This window comes from Herbaspirillum sp., assembly GCF_035644555.1.
Taxonomy (GTDB): Bacteria; Pseudomonadota; Gammaproteobacteria; order Burkholderiales; family Burkholderiaceae_D; genus Herbaspirillum.
In genome coordinates this window covers 58,813-79,228 of sequence record NZ_DASQOH010000059.1, presented here as the reverse complement: position 1 = coordinate 79,228, position 20,416 = coordinate 58,813, and the positions used below count along the sequence as shown (strand labels likewise).

Sequence of the window (20,416 nt, the reverse complement as noted above, 5' to 3'; positions counted from 1 at the left end):
CCCGCAGGCAGAGAGGGTGCGCCGACATCCGCGGCACGACAAAGACAGGGTCTGTTTTTGTCTTCGGTCCGGTTCCCCGCAAGAGGGACCGGGCCGGTTTTTTTAGGGCAGCAGCACCGACAGCTCCTGCGCGCCGCGCAGCAGGACCGGCAGGATTTCTTCTTCCATCTGCTGGCGTGATACGCGGGCGGCCTGGGCGCCGACGTTCAGCGCCGCCAGCACGGTGCCGGAAGCGCCGCGCACCGGTACCGCGATGGAACGCAGGCCGACCTCCAATTCCTCGTCGATGACGGCGTAGCCGTTTTCGCGCACCCCGGCCAGGATGTCACGCAGGCGTTTCTGCGAGACCACGGTCTTATCGGTCAGTGCGCGCAGCTTGACCTTCTCGAAGTAGGCCTTCAACTGGTCGTCCGGCAGATGGGCCAGCATGGCGCGGCCGAGCGAGGTGCAGTAGGCCGGCAGCCGGCTGCCGGTATTGAGCGCCACCGACATCACGCGCGAGGTCGCCGAGCGCGCCACATAGAGCACTTCGTTGTCGTCCAGCACGGCCAGCGAGCAGGATTCGCCGAGGGTACGGCTGATGTTGTTCAGGTAGGGCTGTGCAGAAACGGTCAGCGGCGTGGAGGACAGATAGGAATAGCCCAGCGTCAATATCTTGGGGCGCAGCGAGAAATTGTTGACATCCGAATCGGCATAGCCGAGCTGCTTCAGGGTGTGCAGGCAGCGTCGCACTGCCGCACGCGGAATACCGGTCTTCTGGCTGATCTGGGCGATGGTCAGGCTGCGGCGCGAATCGCTGAAGGCGCGGATCACCGCCAGGCCACGCGCCAGCGACGTCATGAAGCTGGGATCGGTGAGGGCGTCGATTTCCTCGGCGATGGTCGGCTCGCGTTCCGTCTCGATCGCGGCAGTGGGTGCGATGGCAACTTCCTTGCTCTTGGTCCGGCTGCCCCTGCCGGCCTTGGCATCGACGGTGGCGGCTGCTGTGGCGCTGCTTTTGGCAGCAGTCTTGCGGGTCTTGGCGGCGGGTGCGGTGGACATGGGCTCGGATGGGCTCTCTGGGCGGATGGTTCAGGACGGCTCGGGTTTCGGACGGCGCCGATTGCGTCCGGATTTTAACGTTTTGTGCGGCAAGCGAACACATCCTGCCGGTTTTTCTTGACGGCCGTCAAGCCAGATCGCTAAACTCTTTTTGTGCGAAAATCAAACATTAGTTCGGTGATCGAACATTGAGTGCCGGAAAAAGTCAGTCCGAAGTCAGTCCGGCAGCAAGCCTCAAATGTCCGCAGACACCGACCGAGACGAGCCCGTGCAACACGCCCGCCCGGCTGCAACGTGGCAAACCAGATGGCGGGATATCCAGCCGGCGCAGCCCCAGGCGCCGCATCTAAAGTGAGAGCAACGTGATCAATAAAATTTCTGACTCCCTGGAGCAGGCGGTGGCCGACATCCATGATGGCGCCACCATCATGATCGGCGGCTTCGGCAATGCCGGCATGCCATCGGCCCTGATCGATGCGCTGATCGCCCAGGGCGCGCGCGACCTGACCATCGTCAACAACAATGCCGGCAACGGCGACACCGGCCTGGCGGCGCTGCTCAAGACCAAGCGGGTGAAGAAGATTATCTGTTCCTTCCCGCGCCAGACCGATTCCCATGTCTTCGATGCACTCTACCGTGCCGGCGAGATCGAACTTGAACTGACCCCACAAGGCAACCTGGCCGAGCGCATCCGCGCCGCCGGTGCCGGCATCGGCGGTTTCTTCAGCCCCACCGGCTACGGCACCATGCTGGCCGAAGGCAAGGAGACCCGCGAGATCAACGGCCGCCACTATGTGCTGGAGTCGCCGATCCACGCCGACTTCGCCCTTATCAAGGCGCTGCGTGGCGACCGCTGGGGCAACCTGGTGTATCGCAAGACTGCCCGCAACTTCGGTCCCATCATGGCCATGGCCGCCAAATGCACCATCGCCCAGGTCAGCGAGGTGGTGGAACTGGGTCAGCTCGATCCGGAAAACATCATCACTCCCGGCATCTTCGTGCAGCGGATCGTGCAAACCAAGGAGGCACAGCAATGAATCGCTTTACCCGTGAACAGATCGCCGCGCGCGTGGCCCAGGATATTCCCGAAGGCGCCTACGTGAACCTGGGTATCGGCCTGCCTACCAAGGTCGCCAACTACCTGCCGGCCGACAAGGAAATCTTCCTGCACAGCGAAAATGGCGTGCTCGGCATGGGCCCGGCCCCGGCGCCCGGCGAGGAAGACGAAGACCTCATCAATGCCGGCAAGCAGCCGGTGACGCTGCTGACCGGCGGTGCCTATTTCCACCATGCCGATTCGTTTGCCATGATGCGTGGCGGCCACCTCGACATCTGCGTGCTGGGTGCCTTCCAGGTGTCGGCCACGGGTGACCTGGCCAACTGGCATACCGGCGCGCCGGACGCCATCCCCGCCGTGGGCGGTGCGATGGACCTGGCCATCGGCGCCAAGCAGGTGTTCGTGATGATGGATCACCAGACCAAGACCGGCGAAAGCAAGCTGGTCCAGGCCTGCTCCTATCCGCTCACCGGCATCGGCTGCGTCAACCGCATCTACACCGACCTGGCCGTGATCGATGTGACGCCGCAAGGACTGCAGGTGCGCGAGATCGTCGAGGGCCTGTCCTTCGAACAACTGCAGGAGCTGACCGGCGCGCCGCTGCGCCCGGCCGCCTGAGCCGGTTCGAATCCCCCAATTTTCACTGCGAGGAATGCATGAAAGACGTATTTATCTGTGACGCCATCCGCACCCCCATCGGTCGCTACGGCGGCGCGCTCAAGGACGTGCGTGCCGACGATCTGGGCGCGGTACCGCTGCGCGCGCTGATGGAGCGCAATCCCAAGGTGGACTGGAACGCGGTCGATGACGTCATCTTCGGCTGCGCCAACCAGGCCGGCGAAGACAACCGCAACGTCGCCCGCATGTCGCTGCTGCTGGCTGGTCTGCCGCAGGAAGTGCCGGGCAGCACCATCAACCGCCTGTGCGGTTCCGGTATGGATGCGCTGGGCACTGCCGCGCGCGCCATCAAGTCCGGCGAGACCCGCCTGATGATCGCCGGCGGGGTCGAATCGATGACTCGCGCTCCCTTCGTGATGGGCAAGGCCGACAGCGCCTTCTCGCGCCAGGCCGCGATCCAGGACACCACCATCGGCTGGCGCTTCGTCAATGCCTTGATGAAGCAGAAATATGGCGTGGATGCCATGCCCGAGACGGCCGAAAACGTCGCCGTCGACTACCAGGTCAGCCGCGAGGACCAGGACCAGTTCGCCGTGCGCAGCCAGGCCAAGGCCGCCGCTGCACAGGCCAACGGTAACCTGGCGCAGGAGATCGTACCGGTGGTGATCCCGCAGAAGAAGGGCGACCCCATCACCGTGACGCAGGATGAGCATCCGCGTGCTACCAGCATGGAAGCGCTGGCCCGCCTGAAGGGCGTGGTCAAGCCCGATGGCACGGTCACCGCCGGCAATGCCTCGGGTGTCAACGATGGCGCCTGCGCCTTGCTGCTGGCCAGTGCCGAGGCGGCAGAGCAATATGGGCTCAAGCCACGTGCCCGCATCCTGGGCATGGCTACGGCCGGCGTCGCGCCGCGCATCATGGGCATGGGCCCGGCCCCGGCCAGCAAGAAGCTGCTGGCGCAGTTGGGCATGCGCATCGAGCAGATGGATGTGATCGAACTCAACGAAGCCTTCGCCTCGCAAGGCCTGGCCGTGCTGCGCGAGCTGGGCGTGGCTGACGACGATGCGCGGGTCAATCCCAATGGCGGCGCGATTGCGCTGGGTCATCCGCTGGGCATGAGTGGCGCCCGCCTGGTGACCACCGCCCTCTACCAGCTGGAACGCAGCGGTGGCCGTTACGCGCTGTGCACCATGTGCATCGGCGTGGGGCAGGGTATCGCCATGGTGATCGAACGCGTGTCATGATGTTGCGATGGCGTGGCGGACCGGTGTCGCCGCGCCATCCATGAAGGCAGCACGAAGGCTGCAGAGGTCTTCGTAACAATACCAACAATGCATCAGGCAAGGAAAACCTGAGGAAACAGGCAAGCGCAGCACCCCACAACACACAATATCCAGACACCAAGCGGCCGATAAAAAAACAGAGCCGCAGGCCCAGAGGAGACACATCGCATCATGCATTACGATCATGATCGCGCGCCGCATGCGGCCGCGCCCTTCGAGCTACACGAGGGAGGCGCGCCATGCTAGCCAACCTCCTCGGCGTTCTCTTCGACGGCATTGCCTACGGCAGCCTGCTGTTCCTCATCAGTGTCGGCCTGTCGGTGACGATGGGCATGATGAACTTCATCAACCTGGCGCACGGCGCCTTCGCCATGCTGGGCGGCTATGTCTGCGTGAGCCTGCTCAACCGCATGGGCGTTCCCTTCCTGGCGACCTTGCCGCTGGCCTTTCTCGCAGCTGCCATGGTGGGACTGGTGCTGGAACGTTCCCTTTACCGCCGTCTCTACAAGGCCAGCCATCTGGATCAGGTGCTGTTTTCCATCGGCCTGACCTTCATGGCGGTGGCCGGCGCTACCTGGCAATGGGGGCCGACCCAGCAGCCGGTGGTGCTGCCGGACTGGCTGCGTGGCCAGATCTCCCTGCTGGGGCTGGATGTGGGTGCGTATCGCGTCTTCCTGATCGGCGTGGTGGTGATCGTCACGCTGGCCCTGGGTCTGCTGATCGAACGCACCCGCTTCGGCGCGCAGATCCGTGCCTCGGTGGATAACCAGGTGGCCGCCGCCGGCCTGGGCATCAACGTCAGCCGCGTGTTCAGCCTGACCTTCGCGCTTGGCTCCGGCCTGGCCGGACTCGGCGGCGGTCTGGGCATCGACGTGCTGGGACTGGACCCGACCTTCCCGGTCAAGTACATGGTGTACTTCCTGCTGGTGGTGGCCGTGGGGGGCGCCGGCACCATCAAGGGGCCACTGCTGGCGGCTATCATCCTGGGCGTGTTCGACGTCGCCGGCAAATACTATGTGCCGGAGATCGGTGCCTTCGTCATCTATGGCCTGATGGTGGTGCTGCTGATCCTGTTCCCGGCCGGACTGATGCGGAGGCGTGGATGAGTATCGTGAACTCCGCCTCTACCTCGACCACCTCCACCACCGCCGTTGCCAGCCCGGGAAAGCCGACCATGAAGCCTGCCCTGCACCTGCCCGATGACCGCTGGACGCCGCTGGAAATCCTGTTCTGGCTGGCGCCGGTGGCCGCCTATTTCCTCTTCCCCGATTATCTGGTGCTGATCAGCCAGATCATGATCGTGGGCCTGTTCGCGGTCTCGCTGGACCTGATCCTGGGGTATGCGGGCATCGTCTCCCTGGGCCATGCCGCCTTCTTCGGGCTGGGCGCCTACACGGCCGGTCTGCTGGCCGTGCATGGGTGGGGCGAGCCGATCACCGGCCTGCTGCTGGCAGCCGTGGTGGCTGCCATCGCCGGCTTCCTGGTGAGCTTCCTGGTGGTGCGCGGCGCCGACCTGACGCGCCTGATGGTGACACTGGGCATCGGCCTGATGCTGTTCGAAGCGGCCAACAAGGCGGCCTTCCTCACCGGCGGTGTCGATGGCCTGTCAGGCATGGTGATGAGCAAGATCTTCGGTGTCTTCGAGTTCGATCTCAACGGACGCGTGGCCTATGTGTACAGCTTCGCGGTGCTGCTGCTGCTGTTCGTGGTCTTGCGGCGGCTGGTCAATTCACCATTCGGCCTCGGCCTCAAGGGCATCCGCGAAGGAGGGCGCCGCATGCCTGCCATCGGTGCCGACGTCAGCCGCCGGCTGGTGGTGATCTTCACCATCGGCGCCGCCGTGGCCGGCGTGGCCGGTGCCCTGCTGGCGCAGACCACGCAGTTCGTGGGCCTGGATGTCCTGGGCTTCCCGCGTTCGGCCGAGCTGCTGATCATCCTGGTGCTGGGCGGTACCGGGCGCCTGTATGGCGGCCTGGTCGGCGCACTGGTCTACATGCTGGCGCAGGATTACCTGTCCGGCCTCAATCCGGCCTACTGGCAATTCTGGATCGGCCTGTTGCTGATCGTGATCGTACTGTTCGCACGCGGCGGCCTGCTGGGTGGCCTGGTGGTGCTGCGTGACAAATGCTTCAAGGGAGGCCGCGCATGAGCACGCATCCATCCACCGGCGACACCACCCTGCGCACCGAAGGCCTGAGCAAGCGCTGGGGCAGTTTCGTGGCCAACAGCGAGGTCTCGCTGACCTTCGCCCCGGGCGCGCGCCACGCGCTGATCGGCCCCAACGGCGCCGGCAAGACCACCTTCATCAATCTGCTCACCGGCGGTTTCGCGCCCAGCAGCGGCAAGGTCTGGTTCGGCGGTGAAGACATCACCGCCTTGCCGCAGCATGAACGCGTCAAGCGCGGCATGACCCGCACCTTCCAGATCAACACGTTGTTCGCCGGCCTGACCGTGCTGGAGTCAGTCGTACTGGCGATCCAGGAGCGGCGCGGCATGCAATACAAGTGGTACCAGACCGTGGCCAGCCAGACCGAGGTGGTGGAAGAGGCCATGGCCCTGCTGGCTTCGCTGAAGCTGGAGCAGGAGGCCAACAGCCTCACGCGCAGCCTGGCCTATGGCAAGCAGCGCCTGGTCGAGATCGCGCTGGCTCTGGCCACCCGGCCCAAGGTCTTGCTGCTGGACGAACCGGCGGCCGGCATTCCCTCGGCCGAGAGTCGCGAACTTTTCGAGGTGATCGCGCAATTGCCGCGCGAGGTCACCATCGTCTTCATCGAGCATGACATGGGGCTGGTGTTCCGTTTCGCCGAGCGCATCACCGTGCTGGTAGGCGGCAAGGTGCTGGTGGAGGGAACGCCGAGCGAGATCGCGGCCGACCAGCGGGTCAAGGAAGTCTATCTGGGGGAGGCCGAACATGCCTGAGTTGCTGGCACTGGAGAAAGTGACCGCCGGCTATGGCGAGTCCATCGTACTGGAAGACGTGTCTTTCGCGATGAACGAAGGCGAGAGCCTGGCCTTGCTGGGCCGCAACGGTGTGGGCAAGACCAGCCTGCTGATCACCCTGATGGGTCTGACCCGCCTGCATGGTGGCCGCATCCGCTGGCGCGGCGGTGACATCGTGCGTGTGCCCACTCACCGGCGCGCGCATGCCGGCCTGGGCTGGGTGCCGCAGGAGCGTTTCATGTTCCCCTCGCTGACGGTGGAAGAACACCTGACGGTGGTAGAGCGGGGCGGCCAATGGGATCTGAAGAAGATCTACCAGATCTTCCCGCGCCTGCATGAGCGTCGCCACAACATGGGCAACCAGCTCTCGGGTGGCGAGCAGCAGATGCTGGCCATCGCCCGCGCGCTGATGGTCAGCCCCAGCATCCTGCTGCTGGACGAGCCGATGGAGGGCCTGGCGCCGATCATCGTGCAGGAACTGCTCAAGGTGATCCGCCGCCTGGTCAGCGAGGAGGGCATGTCGGTGATCGTGGTGGAGCAGCATGCGCGCATGGCGCTCTCGCTCACGCAGCGCGCCATCGTGCTGGATCGCGGCCGTATCGTGCATGCTTCCGACAGCCAGAGCCTGCTGGCGGATGGCGAGAAGCTGGACCGCTTGGTGGCGGTGGCCTGAGCGCAGCCGGGACAGGGGCGCTGGCGCGCCGCCTGTCCCTTGCTCGCCTGCTGGCAGGCGCCTAGAGATCCAGTACCAGCACGGCCGAAGTCCCGCGCGAAACGCAGGGCATGAACCATTTCCCCGAGGCCTTTTCTTCGGCGCTCAACACGTTGTCCCGATGCAGGGGCACACCCTCGCACAATCCCACGCGGCAGGTTCCGCATACACCCACTTCGCATGAGCAGGGCAGGTCGACGCCGGCCTGCTGCAGGCTGGCCAGGGCGGTCTGGTCCGCCGCCACCGGAATTTCCCGGCCATCCCTGAGGCGGATCAGGAAGGGCCGGTCTTCCGCTGTGGCTGCCGGGACTGCCTGGAAGGATTCCTGATGCAGACAGCCGGCGCCGTAGCGCTGCGTGGTCAACTCCGCAACCGTCTCCATGAAGCGGTGTGGACCGCAGGTATAGACCTGTGCCCTGGGATGGCCGGCCATGATGCCGGTGATGCCGGCGCGCGTGCCGGCCGGATCCCTGCCGAGGAAGACCCGGGTGTGCGCGGCCAGCGGGCCTGCGCAGAGTTCTTCCCGCATGGGCAGCAGCATCGCATCGCGCGCAAAGCAGGCCAGTACGAACGGCCGACCCTGGTCCAGCAGGGCATAGGCCATGGCCAGCAGTGGCGTGATACCGATGCCGCCTGCCAGCAGCAGATGCGGATCGGAGGCGTCACCCAGCGCAAAGGCGTTGCGCGGTGCGCTGATCTGCAAGCGCATGCCTGGCTGTGCATGAGCATGCAACCAGGCCGAGCCCCCGCGCGAGCTGTCCTCGCGCTTGACGGCGATGCGATAGCTGTCGGGCGAGGGCTTGCGGCAGCACAGCGAATACTGGCGCAGCAGGCCGTTGCCCAGCAGGAGGTCGATGTGCGCCCCCGCCTTGTAGGGCGGTAAGGCGCCGCCATCGGCAGGCTTGAGAATGAAGATGCGGATATCCGCCGCACCCGGGATGATGGAATCAATGACGACGTTCATGGCAGCGGTCCGGCCGCCGTGAAAGCGGCCGGTTCAGAGTGGGATGGATGGAAGCGAGAGGGGCTGGCGCCCGCCAGCCCGGTGGAGCTGCAGGGAAGGGGATCGCTCAGGCCGTCTGTTGCGGGGCCGTCAGCGCATCGATGATGCGGCGCGCGCGATTGGCGCCGACATCGACGTGGATGTCGATCATGTCGCGCCCGGCAAATTGGCGCATGTTGCGATACTGCGCTTCGATGATGATGCGATCTTCCTCGAAGGTGGCCGCGGTTTGCTGGTAGACATCTTCCAGGTTGTCCGGCATGTCGGGATGGCTGGAGCAGGCCATGGTCCAGAAATAATGGGTCGTGTTGTCCGTCTCCGGCGTGATGCCATGGAACCCGCGCATGTGAAAGCCGCCGCGCCCGGGATTGTCCACCGGCTCGCTACCGGCATCGACCGCACCGGTGAAGATGTTGAGATGGCTGACCTCGAAATCGATTTCCTGCCAGCGGTCGATGCGTCCCCGGAATGGCCAGGCCGCGCTGTAGGTGGCTGGCGGCAGCGAGTCGAGCATGTGCCGTACCACCCGCACCTGCCGGTCCTGGCTGCTGACCCGGGTAGGCGCTTCCATGTGGGTTCGTGCATTGCCGCCGATGGTCTTGCCATGGACATAGCCGACGTGGCTCAGATCCAGCAGGTTGTCGTGGATCAGCTGGTAGGGCGCCTGATAGTGGAATACGCCGCCCTTGAAACGATAGCGGGGGTCGTCGTGGGCAGCGATTTCCGGTGGCTCGCCGTGGGCCGGCTCGTCTGCGGTCTGCCCCATCCAGATCCAGATCACCTGGTTGCGTACTGCCACCTGGTAGGCTCTCACGCAGGCCTTGCCCGGCACCTTCGCCTGTCCGGGAATATCCAGGCACTGTCCGCCGGGGGCGAACAGCAAGCCATGATAGCCGCAGCGCAGGCCCTGCTCCTCCAGCGTACCGCACGACAGGGGCAGGCTGCGATGGCAGCAACGGTCTTCCAGCGCCGCCACTTCACCCTGGCCGGTACGGAACAGCACCACCGGCTGGTTCAACAAGGTCCGGGCCAGTGGGCGATCCTGCAATTCCCAGATGAAACCCGCGACATACCATTGGTTCAGTACAAACATGTTGCTCTCCTTGCGAAACGGGGGAATGCTTCACTTCATCCGGCCAGCGGCCGCCGCCGACTTGGCCGGGTCCTTGACGCCGTCGTAGCGGTCGATTTCGGTGGCGACGTACTTGCCCTCCTTCTTGTCGATGCGACGGATATAGATGGTCTGCACGATATCGCGCGTGGCGGGATCGATGCTCACGCTCCCGCGCGGACTGGTGGCGCTGTAGGTGGCGGCGGCCTGGATGAAGCGGACGGCCTCGGCGTGGCCTTCGGTCCGGGTCAGCGTGGCGGCGATCAGGTTCATCGCGTCATAGGCCGATACCGACAGGAAATTGGGCTGGAAGCGCCCACCTACGGTCTGCGAAAAGGCTTGCAGGAAGCGTGCATTTTCCGCGCCGGGCCGGGAATAGGCATAGAAGCCGGCGGTATAGATGCCCAGCATGGCATCGCCCCCCATGGCGAGCACATCTTCGTCCGCCCAGCCTTCGCCCCCGAGGAAGCGGATGCCGGCCTTGTCCAGACCCTTTTCCTTGTAGCCCTTGATGAAGGCCACCATGGGTTGGCCATTGGGCAGGAAGACATGGATGGCATCCGGCTTTTCATCCTTGATCCGTTGCAGGTAGGCACTGTAGTCCACCGTATTGAGCGGTACCCGCACGGTGGCCACTACCTGGCCACCGTGGGCCGCGAAGCTGTTGTTGAACCAGGTCTCCGCGTCGATGCCTGGCGCGTAGTCGGAGACGATGGAAAACACCTTGCGCGATCCGGTCTTGTAGGCCCAGTCCGCCAGCGGCTGCACCGACTGCGCGATGGTGTAGGAGGTGCGCGTGACGTAGCGCGATTTCTCGGTCACACCCGAAGCGGCGGCATTCATCACCACCATGGGCCTGCGCGCCTTCTCGGCGACGGCTGCTGCCGCGATGGCATTGGGCGTGAAGACGAAGCCGGCCAGGATGTCCACGTTCTCGCGCACCAGCCGTTCGGTGGCCAGGCGCTTGGCCACATCGGCCTGGGGACCGGTATCGTCCTTGTAGATCACTTCCAGTTTCTTGCCGGCGACCTGGCTGCCGTTCTGCCGCAACCAGGTATCGATGCCGGCCTTCATCTGTTCGCCACTCTGCGCAGCCGGTCCGGTGAGCGAGGTGATCACCCCGATGCGTATGGTGTCGCCCGCATTGCCGGCGCCGGCGGGCGCGATGCTGCACGCCAGCACCAGCGCAAGCGCTGTACCGGCAAGCTTCTTGACTTGCATGTCGTCTCCTCTCTGGTGGTCCGGTCATACCGGGACTGGCTGCCTTGTAATGGATGTCGGATGGCAGTCCTGTCGATGGATCATACAGAGCCGAAATTATTTGAAAATAGAATCTTCCGCATAATGTTTATGCGATTTTCGAATTCTGTGTGCGGCGGGGAAGTGCGTGTTGTGGCATGCTGCGGAAGAACTGATACTTGGAGCGGGGATGACCTCTTTCGACCTGAATCTCTTGCCGATCGCACTGGCGGTCTTCGATGAGCGTAGCGTGAGCGGGGCGGCGCGCCGGCTGGGAATGAGCCAGCCGGCGGTGAGCGTGGCGCTCAACAAGTTGCGTCATGCTCTGGGCGATCCGCTGTTCGTGCGTACCGCTCGCGGGATGGAACCGACGCCACGCGCCGTGGCGCTGATTTCGCCGACGCGCGATATCCTGCAGCGGGTGCATACCGACGTACTGGCCAGTGAAAGTTTCAATGCTGCCACGACGGAAAGACGCTTTACGCTGGCCCTGTCGGACATCGGCGAGATGACCTTCCTGCCCAAGCTGCTTGATCATCTGCGGCACGAAGCGCCGCACGCTTCCCTGCTCTCGGTCACGATGTCCCCACCCGAACTGGCGGCGGCACTGGAACGTGGCGAGGTGGATCTGGCGGTGGGATTTTTTCCCGATCTGAAGAACCGCAATTTCTTCCAGCAGCGGCTCTTCTCCCATGACTTCATCTGCCTGCTCAGCGCCGATCATCCTCATCGCTCGCGCCGCATCAGTATCGAGAGATTTCTCAGCATGGGACATGCGGTGATCAAGGCGGAAGGACGCAGTCAGGAAGTGTTCGAGCAATTCCTGCTACGGCGCAAGATCGAGCGGCGCATCGTGATATCGACTCCGCATTTCATGTCGATCCCCTTCCTCATCGCATCCTCCGACCTGATCGCCACGGTGCCGCGCGCGGTCGGCGAATCCTTTGCGCAGTTCGCCAACATCAAACTGGTGGAGCCGCCTTTCGAAATCCCTTCCTTCGATCTGAAGCAGCACTGGCATCGCAAGTATCACAAGGACGGCGGCAATGTCTGGCTGCGCTCGGTGCTGGCACGCATGTTCGCAGGCTGAGCCGGATGCCTTGTTAGCCCTCGCGGTCCGGATCGCGCGATGGTCGTGCCAGGGGGGCACGGCTGTGCGGATTGTTTTCATGCACCAGCTTGTCCAGCAGCTGCATGAACTGCGCCTTCTCGGCCTCGTCCAGCGGTGCCAGGATGCGCTTGCGCAGGCGTTGCAGGCCGGGCACCAGGTCTTCCAGCAGGGCTTCGCCGGCAGCGGTGATGCGCAGGGCGCGCTGGCGCCGGTTGTGCGGAATCACCTCGCGCACCAGCAAACCTTTTTCTTCCAGTCGCGCGCAGACGGTGGCGCCCGTGGAAGTGTCGATGGCCACCAGTCCGGACAGGGTCACCTGGTCGATGCCGGGATGATTGGACAGCATGCGCAGGACGGCATATTGCACCGGCGTGACCACGCCGCCGATCTCGTCATGGAAGATCGAGACCGAGATCTGCTGCGCCCGCCGCAACAGGTGGCCAGGATGTTCGTAGAGGTCGGTCAGCTGGCTTTCCTGGTCGGGGTGCGGTGTGGTGGACATGGTGTGGGCAATCGGTGAGACGGGTTGGCGGTTCGGATCGGCAGGATGAGCAGGGAGGATCGGCGCTGCTTTCCCTGCATCAATTGATGCAATGCGCAACGAAAAAACTCCGCCAGTGAGTTTACTTGCGGAGCCGATTGGCGGATACTTTTTCGCATACATTCAGTGCACTGAATATTAAAACAAAAAATCAGGAGACCCGACAGGATCTGGATCAACAGAGCTGCGGATCACACCAGCAAGAGATCGAAGACTGATCAGGGCGCCGGCCTGTGCCGCGTGCCGATTGAGGAATTTACCCGAGAGGAGACCGTCATGTTCCCCAAGAATGCCTGGTACGTTGCCTGTACCCCCGACGAAATCGCCAGCAAGCCGCTGGGCCGCCAGATCTGCGGCGAAAAGATCGTGTTCTATCGTGGCGCACAAGGCCAGGTGGCGGCGCTGGAGGACTTCTGTCCGCATCGCGGCGCGCCGTTGTCGCTGGGCTTCGTGCGCGAGGGGCAGCTGGTCTGCGGCTACCACGGACTGGAGATGGGATGCGACGGCAAGACCGTCAGCATGCCCGGCCAGCGGGTGCGCGGCTTTCCGTGCATCCGCAGTTTCCCGGTGGTGGAACGTTACGGTTTCATCTGGGTCTGGCCCGGCGAGAAGGAGCTGGCCGACCCGGCCCTGATCCATCATCTCGAATGGGCCGACAACCCGGAGTGGGCCTACGGCGGCGGGTTGTACCACATCAACTGCGACTACCGGCTGATGATCGACAACCTGATGGATCTTACGCACGAGACCTATGTCCACGCTTCCAGCATCGGTCAGAAGGAAATCGACGAGGCGCCCGTGAATACGCGCGTCGAGGGTGAGCAGGTCATCACCAGCCGCTTCATGGAAAACATCATGCCGCCGCCGTTCTGGCGCATGGCCCTGCGCGGCAACGGTCTGGCCGATGAGGTGCCTGTGGACCGCTGGCAGATCTGCCGCTTCTCTCCGCCCAGCCACGTGATGATCGAAGTCGGGGTGGCCCATGCCGGTCATGGTGGCTACGAGGCCCCGGCCGAGCACAAGGCATCCAGTATCGTGGTGGACTTCATCACGCCCGAGACCGAGACTTCGCACTGGTATTTCTGGGGCATGGCGCGCCACTTCCGTCCCGACGACCAGGAACTGACCGCCACCATCCGCGAAGGCCAGGGCAAGATCTTCGGCGAGGACCGCGAGATGCTGGAACTGCAGCAGGCCAATCTGTTGCGACACCCCGAGCGCCGCCTGCTGGCACTGAACATCGATGCCGGCGGCGTGCAATCCCGCAAGGTACTGGAAAAGTGGCTGGTCCGCGAAGCCGGGGCCGGTAAGGCTGCCGCGGCGTAAGGGGACAGCATGACGACATTGCAGGTCAAGGTCGCGGCGCGCCGCGAGGAGGCCGAGGGCATCATCGGCCTGGAGCTGGTGGCCGTGGACGGGCAGCCATTGCCGGAGTTTGCAGCCGGTGCCCATATCGACGTCTATCTTCCCGGTGGTCTGCTGCGCCAGTATTCGCTGTGCAATGCGCCGCATGAACGGCACCGCTACCAGATCGGCGTGCTGCGCGATCCCCGGTCGCGGGGCGGTTCTCAGGCCGTGCATGATGCGCTGAAGGTGGGCGACCTCGTCACCATCAGCGCGCCGCGCAACCAGTTCGCATTGCAGCCGGCACCGCACAGCCTGCTGTTGGCCGGCGGTATCGGCGTCACGCCCATCCTTTGCATGGCCGAAGCGCTGGCCGCTGCCGGGGCTTCCTTCGAGATGCACTATTGCGCGCGCTCACCGGCACGCCAGGCCTTCCGCACGCGGATCGCGGACTCGGGATTCGCCGCGCGCGTGGTGCATCACTACGATGATGGCGACGCCGTCCAACAGCTGGACCTGGCGTCCCTGCTGGCGCGCACCGATCCGGCCACGCATCTGTATGTCTGCGGCCCCGACGGCTTCATCGCCCATGTGGTCGATACCGCCCGTGCCCAGGGCTGGCCGGAGGCGCAGGTGCACTTCGAGTATTTCGGCGCGGCACCGGTGGATGTCGCGGGCAACGGCAGTTTCCAGGTGAAGCTGGCCAGCAGTGGCGAGGTCTATACCATCCCGCCCGAGCGCACGGTGATCCAGGTGCTGGCCGAGCATGGCGTGGAGGTGCCGGTGTCCTGCGAGCAGGGGATCTGCGGCACCTGCCTTACGCGCGTGCTGGGGGGGCAGCCCGATCACCGCGACCAGTACCTGACCGATGAAGAGCGGGCCGCCAACGACCAGTTCACACCTTGTTGTTCCCGCGCGAAGAGCGCATTGCTGGTGCTGGATCTTTGAAAAACGAGAACCTAGAAGAGGAGACACGATGAGCGAAATGATCGATGCAAGGCGCCGCCAGCTGATGCTGGCCGGTGCGGCCCTGACGGCCGCAGGCCTGCCCCTGCTGGCACGCGCCGCGGATCCACTGAAAGTCGGCCTGATCGTGCCGATGTCGGGACCGTTCGCCTCGACCGGGCGGCAGATCGAGGCAGCGGTGAAGCTGTACCAGCAAAAGAATGGCGACAGCGTGGCCGGCCGCAAGGTGGAGATCCTGCTCAAGGACGACGGCGGCGTCTCGCCCGACGTCACCAAGCGGCTCGCGCAGGAGCTGGTGGCACGCGACAAGGCACAGATCCTGATGGGCTTCGGCCTGACCCCGCTGGCATTGGCGGCCGCGCCCATCGCGACCCAGGCCAAGGTACCGATGATCGTGACGGCGGCGGCCACCTCCATCATCGTGCAGCGTTCTCCCTACATCGTGCGCACCGGCTTCACGCTGGCGCAGGTCACCTCGCCGCTGGCATCCTGGGCGGCGAAGAACGGCATCAAGAGTGTGGTCACCTTCGTCTCGGATTACGGCCCGGGCCTGGATGCGGAAAAGGTGTTCGTGAAGACTTTCGGCGAAGCCGGCGGCAAGGTGATGGAGAGCGTGCGCGTTCCGTTGCGCAATCCCGACTACGCGCCCTTCCTGCAGCGGGTCAAGGATGCCAAACCGGAGGCACTGTTCGTCTTCGTTCCCTCGGGCGAGGGCGCCGCGGTGCTCAAACAGTTCACCGAGCGTGGACTGGCGGCGGCCGGCATACGGCTGATCTGCACCGGCGATGTGCTCGATGATGACCTGATGGCCGGGATCGGCGCGGCGGCCAGGGATGTGGTGAGCAGTCACCATTATTCGGCGGCACATCCTTCTGCGGCCAACAAGGAATACGTAGAGGGCATCGCCCAGGCCAACAAGGGAATGCGGGCCAACTTCCATTCGGTAGGTGCCTATGATGGCATGCACCTGCTGTACGAAGCGCTGAAGAAGACCGGCGGGGACACCGACGGTGAAAAGCTGCTGGCCGCGATGAAGGGCATGAGCTGGGAGAGTGTACGCGGCCCGGTGAGCATCGATGCGGGCACACGCGATATCGTGCAGACCGTCTACATGCGCAAGGCTGAGCAGAAGGGCAACGAGTTCTACAACGTCGAGTTCGACAAGGTGGACAAGGTGCGCGACCCCGGCGTGTGAACGCGATCCACATCCGGCATACCGGCCCCGCCTCGCAATGCAGGAGGTGATGGCCGGTGAGCGTTCTGTGTTCCGCGGCCAAGGCTGGCCGCGTGGCCTCAAAGCCCGTCGATAAAGGCCGTGACCAGCGCGTCGAAGGCCTGCGGCTGCTCCACCGCACTGATATGGGAAGCCCCGGCAATCACCTCCAGCCGCGCCTCCGAAATGGCATCCGCCAGAGCCCGTGCCATGGCCACCGGCGTACCCTGATCCAGTTCGCCGGCGATCACCAGTGTCGGTACCCGGATCGCTCCGACCCGGTCAGCGGTGTCCACCGTGCCCACTGCATGACAGCAGCCCACATAGCCCACCGCATCGGTCGTGACCAGTCGATGACGGTAGCGGGCCACCGTGGCCGCTTGCGTCGCGCGGAAATCCTCATGGAAGTAGCGCCCCATCACGGCGTCGGCAATCGCCTCGATGCCCTCCGCGCGCACGGTGGCAATACGCTGCTGCCAGGCCGCGCGCGCCGCCTCTGGATAGGCTGAAGTGGTGTTGGCCAGCACCAGTGCGCGTACCAGTGCAGGATGCCGCAGCGCCAGTTCCTGCCCCACCATGCCGCCCATGGACAGCCCCACCCAGACCACCGGTCCGCTATCCAGTTCGCGCAACAGGCGGGCCGCATCGTCGGCCAGGTCGGCCATGCTGTAGAGCCCTTCCAGCTTTTCCGAGCTGCCGTGGCCGCGATGGTCGTAGGCGATCACGCGGCAATCCGCCGCCAGCCGGTTGGCCAGTCCGTCCCACATCATCAGGTCGGTACCCAGTGCATGGGATAGCACCACCGTATGGCGCGGTGCCTTGCCGTTGCGCGGTTCGCGCAGCGTGTAATGCAGTGCCGGGGAGGCACTGCTGCGGCCGGCGCGACCGATGCCGGGATGCATGCTGTCGGACGGCGCCTGCGCTGCCACCGTGTAGCCGATCTGTTCGCCCACCTCACGCAGGATCTTCTGTGCATGGGTGAAGGCGGTATTGCCGGCTGGGACTCCCGCGTAGACGGCAGCCTGGATCATGACTTCCTTCATCTCGTCGGGTGTGAGGCGGGTGGCGGCATCGGCGGTCAGGCCGGCGCGCACGTGCAGTTCGAATTCCTCCCAGCGGCCCAGCGCGATGGTGATGGCCAGCACGATGATGCGACGGGTCTTGTGGTCCAGGCCGGGACGGCCCCAGATTTCATTCCAGGCGAAGCGGGTGATCAGGTTCTGGAAGTCGGCATTGAAGTTGGTGGCGTTGGCCACCGACCGGTCCACCCACTGATCGCCCAGCACACTGCGGCGGTTGCGCATGCCGCGCTCGAAGTCATGGTCCAGCGGATCGTAGCTCATGGTGTTCTCTCTCTGTCTTGATGTGTTTTCCAGCAGTCCTGTTCCGCTCAGGCGGACGGTGTGTCGGGTGCCGCCTGCATTCTTGCCAGTTGTTGTTCGGCCAGGCGGCGCGCCGGACGGGTCGCGACGACGGGGTCGAACAGGGCGCGCAGGTGCTGGCTGTCCAGGGTCTTGCTCAACTGCGCGTCGGACTCGACCGCTTCTACAAGAAGGTCCACCAGCTGCTTTCCCTCGGCCACGGTCTGGCGCGTCAGGCGTTCCAGCAGGGCATGCGCTTGCGGACGGCCGATGATCCCGGCCAGCGCGATCGAGGCCGATTCGGCAAATACCAGCCCTTGCAGGGCATCGATGTTGCGCAGCATGCGTTGGTGGTCGATCTGCAGGCCGGAGAAGGCTTCGTTGAGTGCGCGCAGCGCGCCATGCACACCCAGGAAGAGGGCCGGCCACTCGGCCAGCTCGGCCTGCCAGTTGCCCAGGCCGCGCTCGTGCTGCTGTCCCATGGCGGCCAGCAGCGCGGCGGCTTGCTGCGGGGCGCGGGCGGCGGCGGCCAGGGCGATCATGGACGAGACCGGGTTGCGCTTGTGCGGCATCGCCGAAGAGCCGCCACGTCCATTGCCGGAGGGTTCGGCCAGTTCGGCGATCTCGCCTTGTGCCATCAGCGACAGGTCGGTGGCGATCTTGCCCAGGCTGCCGGCCAGTACGGCCATCTCGGTACCCAGCCTGATCCATTGGTCGCGCTGGGTATGCCAGGCGGCTTCGGGCGTAGCCAGTTCCAGCGCCGCTGCCATGCGCGCGGCGACCACCGGTCCTTTGTCACCCAGTACCGCAAGCGTGCCGACTGCACCGCCCAGTTGCAGTTGCAGGGCATGACTGGACAAGGTCTGCAACTGCGCCCGCGAGCGCTGCAAGGGCGCGGCCCAGCCGCACAACTTGAAGCCCAGGCTGGTGACCTGGGCCGGCTGCATCAGGGTGCGCGCCAGCACCGGCGTATCGAGGTGGGCCCGCGCCAGTTCCAGCAGTCGTCCGGCCAGGGTGGCCAGCTCAGTATCGATCAGAGCCAGCGCGTCGCGGGTGACCAGTACCATGGCGGTGTCGAGCACATCCTGGCTGGTACTGCCCCAGTGCACGTGGGTCGCGGCTTCTTCGCTATAGAGCGCGACCGTGCGTTGCAATTCCTTGACCAGGGGGATGGCCAGCGCACCGGCACGGCGTCCTGCCACGATCAGCGCCGGGATGTCGTACAGCGGCGCCCGGCACACGCTGGCGATGGCGCGTGCGGCGCTCTCGGGGATCACGCCCTCGGCGGCCTCGGCCTCGGCCAGTGCCTGTTCGAAGCGCAGCATGGCCTGTACCACCGCCTCGTCGTCGAATACGGCGATCATCTCGGAGCTGGTGAGGAAGCTGTCGAATATCGAAACGCTCATGAAATCTCCAGGTGGGTCCGTACGCATGCCGCTGCAACGCAAACGGGACCCGCCAGGCCTGGGCCTGCGGATCCCCTGTCAGCGGCGCCGTACGCGGCGTTCAGTTCAGATGTAATCGAAGAATACCGTTTCGCGCTCGCCCTGCATGTGGATATTCCATACATAGCTGCCATCGGCCTGCTTGCGGGCGATGAGCGTGTCGCGCCGGTTTGGCGGTACCTGCTCCAGCAGCGCCGATTGCGCCAGGGCCGGGTCGTCTTCCAGGAACACCGCGGTGAACTGGTGCTTGACCAGGCCGCGCGCAAACACGGTCACGTAGGCGATCGGCTTGCCGGCCGTGGCCTGTGCTTGCGAGATGGAAAAGGCGAAGCCGCCATCTTCGCCGGTAGGCACACGTCGATAGCCGGGGATGGCCTGCGCGCTTTCGACCGGGGCGCTGGCGGGCAGCCAGGCTTCGGCCCAGGCGTCGTTGATGGGGACGCCGTCGCCGTCGAAGATGGCGCCGTGCACCTTGACCTGCGGTGCGCTGCTGTCCACGCGGGCGGTCAGTTCCACGGCCCAGGCCCAGGCTTCGTGAGGGAAGGGGCCGATGGTCTGCGAGGTGGTGATGTTGCTCATGTTTGCTCCTGCTCAGTCAGTGCGTCAGATACCCATGGGCGTGGCGTTGCGGCCGCGCAGGACGATGTCGAATTCGTAGCCGAGCATCTTGTCGTCCACCGTTTCTTCCAGCGAAAAGCGCGAGATCAGGCGCTGGCGGGCAGCCTTGTCGGGGATGCTCTGGAAGATCGGGTCGTAGTCGAACAGCGGGTCATTGGGAAAGTACATCTGCGTGACCAGGCGCTGCGCATAAACGTTGCCGAACAGCGAGAAGTGGATGTGCGCCGGACGCCAGGCCTTGTGGTGGTTGCCCCAGGGATAGGGACCGGGCTTGATGCTGACGAAGCGGTAGCGACCGTCGTCGTCGGTGAGCATCTTGCCGAAGCCGGTGAAATTGGGATCCAGCGGAGCATCGTGCTGGTCCTTCTTGTGGAAATAGCGGCCGGCGGCATTGCATTGCCAGACTTCCAGCAGGGAATTGCGTACCGGCTTGCCGTCTTCGTCCAGCACGCGGCCGGTGACGACGATCTTCTCGCCCAGGGGTTCGCCCTTGCCTTGCCTGGTCAGGTCCATGTCGTGCGGCAGGATCAGCTTGGGCGAGGCAAACAGGTTGGTGCCGGTGGCGGTCTCGTCGCGCACACGCAGGGGCGCCTGGGTGGGGCCGCGCTTGACGGTCGACTTGTAGGGGGGATAGATCAGGTCCGGATAGACACCGGGTTCGATGGCATCGAATTGCATGAGGTCTCCTCAGGTCGCTAGGGGCGGCTGCGCCTGCACACATTGCCGTGCTGCCGGGAATGTGCGATTTGCGCGCCGTGCTTGGGTGTGGAGAGATAGTAGGCAAGCCCCCGGACTGCCTCAAGGCCAACGCAG

At 64.7% G+C, this 20,416-nt stretch carries 20 protein-coding genes; 11 read left to right on the top strand and 9 right to left on the bottom strand.

What is annotated here, in order from left to right; all coding sequences use genetic code 11:
• Positions 1-102: 102 nt before the first annotated feature.
• The gene (locus VE092_RS16920; protein WP_324878735.1) at positions 103-1,041 is read right to left on the bottom strand and encodes an IclR family transcriptional regulator domain-containing protein; all 939 of its coding nucleotides are present in this window, start codon (positions 1,039-1,041) and stop codon (positions 103-105) included.
• A 362-nt stretch (positions 1,042-1,403) separates the two neighbouring features.
• On the opposite strand from VE092_RS16920, the gene VE092_RS16915 reads away from it, so the two are divergent.
• From VE092_RS16915 to VE092_RS16885, 7 genes are all read left to right on the top strand, one after another.
• Positions 1,404-2,078: a 3-oxoacid CoA-transferase subunit A gene (locus tag VE092_RS16915; RefSeq protein ID WP_006461651.1), complete on the top strand. Its 675-nt coding sequence runs from the start codon at positions 1,404-1,406 to the stop codon at positions 2,076-2,078.
• On the top strand, positions 2,075-2,716 hold the full coding sequence (locus tag VE092_RS16910; RefSeq protein WP_324878733.1) for a CoA transferase subunit B: 642 nt from the start codon (positions 2,075-2,077) through the stop codon (positions 2,714-2,716). Before VE092_RS16915 ends, VE092_RS16910 begins: the two co-directional genes overlap by 4 nt.
• A 38-nt stretch (positions 2,717-2,754) precedes the next feature.
• A complete protein-coding gene (pcaF, locus tag VE092_RS16905; RefSeq protein ID WP_324878731.1) occupies positions 2,755-3,960 on the top strand; it encodes a 3-oxoadipyl-CoA thiolase in 1,206 nt (401 codons plus the stop codon).
• Positions 3,961-4,238: 278 nt separating this feature from the next.
• Positions 4,239-5,105 (top strand): branched-chain amino acid ABC transporter permease, encoded by an 867-nt coding sequence (locus tag VE092_RS16900; RefSeq protein ID WP_324878729.1) that lies wholly within the window; start codon positions 4,239-4,241, stop codon positions 5,103-5,105.
• Positions 5,102-6,148: a branched-chain amino acid ABC transporter permease gene (locus VE092_RS16895; protein ID WP_324878727.1), complete on the top strand. Its 1,047-nt coding sequence runs from the start codon at positions 5,102-5,104 to the stop codon at positions 6,146-6,148. The genes VE092_RS16900 and VE092_RS16895 overlap by 4 nt, the downstream gene beginning before the upstream one ends.
• Positions 6,145-6,918, top strand: a complete 774-nt coding sequence (locus tag VE092_RS16890; RefSeq protein WP_324878725.1) for an ABC transporter ATP-binding protein — start codon at positions 6,145-6,147, stop codon at positions 6,916-6,918. The genes VE092_RS16895 and VE092_RS16890 overlap by 4 nt, the downstream gene beginning before the upstream one ends.
• Positions 6,911-7,612, top strand: a complete 702-nt coding sequence (locus tag VE092_RS16885; RefSeq protein ID WP_324878723.1) for an ABC transporter ATP-binding protein — start codon at positions 6,911-6,913, stop codon at positions 7,610-7,612. The genes VE092_RS16890 and VE092_RS16885 overlap by 8 nt, the downstream gene beginning before the upstream one ends.
• A gap of 61 nt (positions 7,613-7,673) precedes the next feature.
• Here VE092_RS16885 and VE092_RS16880 read toward each other — a convergent pair whose 3' ends face one another.
• The 3 genes from VE092_RS16880 to VE092_RS16870 form a co-directional block, all read right to left on the bottom strand.
• On the bottom strand, positions 7,674-8,615 hold the full coding sequence (locus VE092_RS16880) for a PDR/VanB family oxidoreductase (RefSeq protein ID WP_324878720.1): 942 nt from the start codon (positions 8,613-8,615) through the stop codon (positions 7,674-7,676).
• Positions 8,616-8,721: 106 nt separating this feature from the next.
• Positions 8,722-9,747: an aromatic ring-hydroxylating dioxygenase subunit alpha gene (locus tag VE092_RS16875; RefSeq protein WP_324878718.1), complete on the bottom strand. Its 1,026-nt coding sequence runs from the start codon at positions 9,745-9,747 to the stop codon at positions 8,722-8,724.
• Positions 9,748-9,777: 30 nt separating this feature from the next.
• Positions 9,778-10,986 carry an ABC transporter substrate-binding protein gene (locus VE092_RS16870; protein ID WP_324878716.1) on the bottom strand — a complete coding sequence of 403 codons (1,209 nt, stop codon included), beginning with the start codon at positions 10,984-10,986 and terminating at the stop codon, positions 9,778-9,780.
• Between the two features lie 208 nt (positions 10,987-11,194).
• Between VE092_RS16870 and VE092_RS16865 the strand changes: the two genes are divergently transcribed.
• Positions 11,195-12,094 (top strand): LysR family transcriptional regulator, encoded by a 900-nt coding sequence (locus tag VE092_RS16865; protein ID WP_324878714.1) that lies wholly within the window; start codon positions 11,195-11,197, stop codon positions 12,092-12,094.
• 13 nt (positions 12,095-12,107) lie between these two features.
• On the opposite strand, the gene VE092_RS16860 is transcribed toward VE092_RS16865, so the two are convergent.
• Positions 12,108-12,617, bottom strand: coding sequence for a MarR family winged helix-turn-helix transcriptional regulator (locus tag VE092_RS16860; protein ID WP_324878712.1), 510 nt, complete (start codon positions 12,615-12,617; stop codon positions 12,108-12,110).
• A 315-nt stretch (positions 12,618-12,932) separates the two neighbouring features.
• Between VE092_RS16860 and VE092_RS16855 the strand changes: the two genes are divergently transcribed.
• From VE092_RS16855 to VE092_RS16845, 3 genes are read left to right on the top strand one after another with little or no spacing between them, the layout of a single operon-like run.
• Positions 12,933-13,982, top strand: coding sequence for an aromatic ring-hydroxylating dioxygenase subunit alpha (locus tag VE092_RS16855; protein WP_324878710.1), 1,050 nt, complete (start codon positions 12,933-12,935; stop codon positions 13,980-13,982).
• A gap of 9 nt (positions 13,983-13,991) precedes the next feature.
• Entirely contained in the window at positions 13,992-14,948 is a 957-nt protein-coding gene (locus tag VE092_RS16850; RefSeq protein WP_324878708.1) for a PDR/VanB family oxidoreductase, read from the top strand.
• Between the two features lie 28 nt (positions 14,949-14,976).
• The gene (locus tag VE092_RS16845; RefSeq protein WP_324878706.1) at positions 14,977-16,161 is read left to right on the top strand and encodes an ABC transporter substrate-binding protein; all 1,185 of its coding nucleotides are present in this window, start codon (positions 14,977-14,979) and stop codon (positions 16,159-16,161) included.
• A gap of 98 nt (positions 16,162-16,259) precedes the next feature.
• On the opposite strand, the gene pcaD is transcribed toward VE092_RS16845, so the two are convergent.
• The 4 genes from pcaD to pcaH form a co-directional block, all read right to left on the bottom strand.
• Positions 16,260-17,522 carry a 3-oxoadipate enol-lactonase gene (pcaD, locus tag VE092_RS16840; RefSeq protein WP_324878704.1) on the bottom strand — a complete coding sequence of 421 codons (1,263 nt, stop codon included), beginning with the start codon at positions 17,520-17,522 and terminating at the stop codon, positions 16,260-16,262.
• Positions 17,523-17,569: 47 nt separating this feature from the next.
• Positions 17,570-18,946: a 3-carboxy-cis,cis-muconate cycloisomerase gene (gene pcaB, locus VE092_RS16835; protein ID WP_324878702.1), complete on the bottom strand. Its 1,377-nt coding sequence runs from the start codon at positions 18,944-18,946 to the stop codon at positions 17,570-17,572.
• Positions 18,947-19,051: 105 nt separating this feature from the next.
• A complete protein-coding gene (locus VE092_RS16830) occupies positions 19,052-19,564 on the bottom strand; it encodes a protocatechuate 3,4-dioxygenase (protein WP_324878700.1) in 513 nt (170 codons plus the stop codon).
• Between the two features lie 24 nt (positions 19,565-19,588).
• Complete coding sequence (gene pcaH, locus VE092_RS16825; RefSeq protein ID WP_324878698.1) at positions 19,589-20,281, bottom strand: protocatechuate 3,4-dioxygenase subunit beta; 693 nt, start codon at positions 20,279-20,281, stop codon at positions 19,589-19,591.
• Positions 20,282-20,416 lie beyond the last annotated feature (135 nt).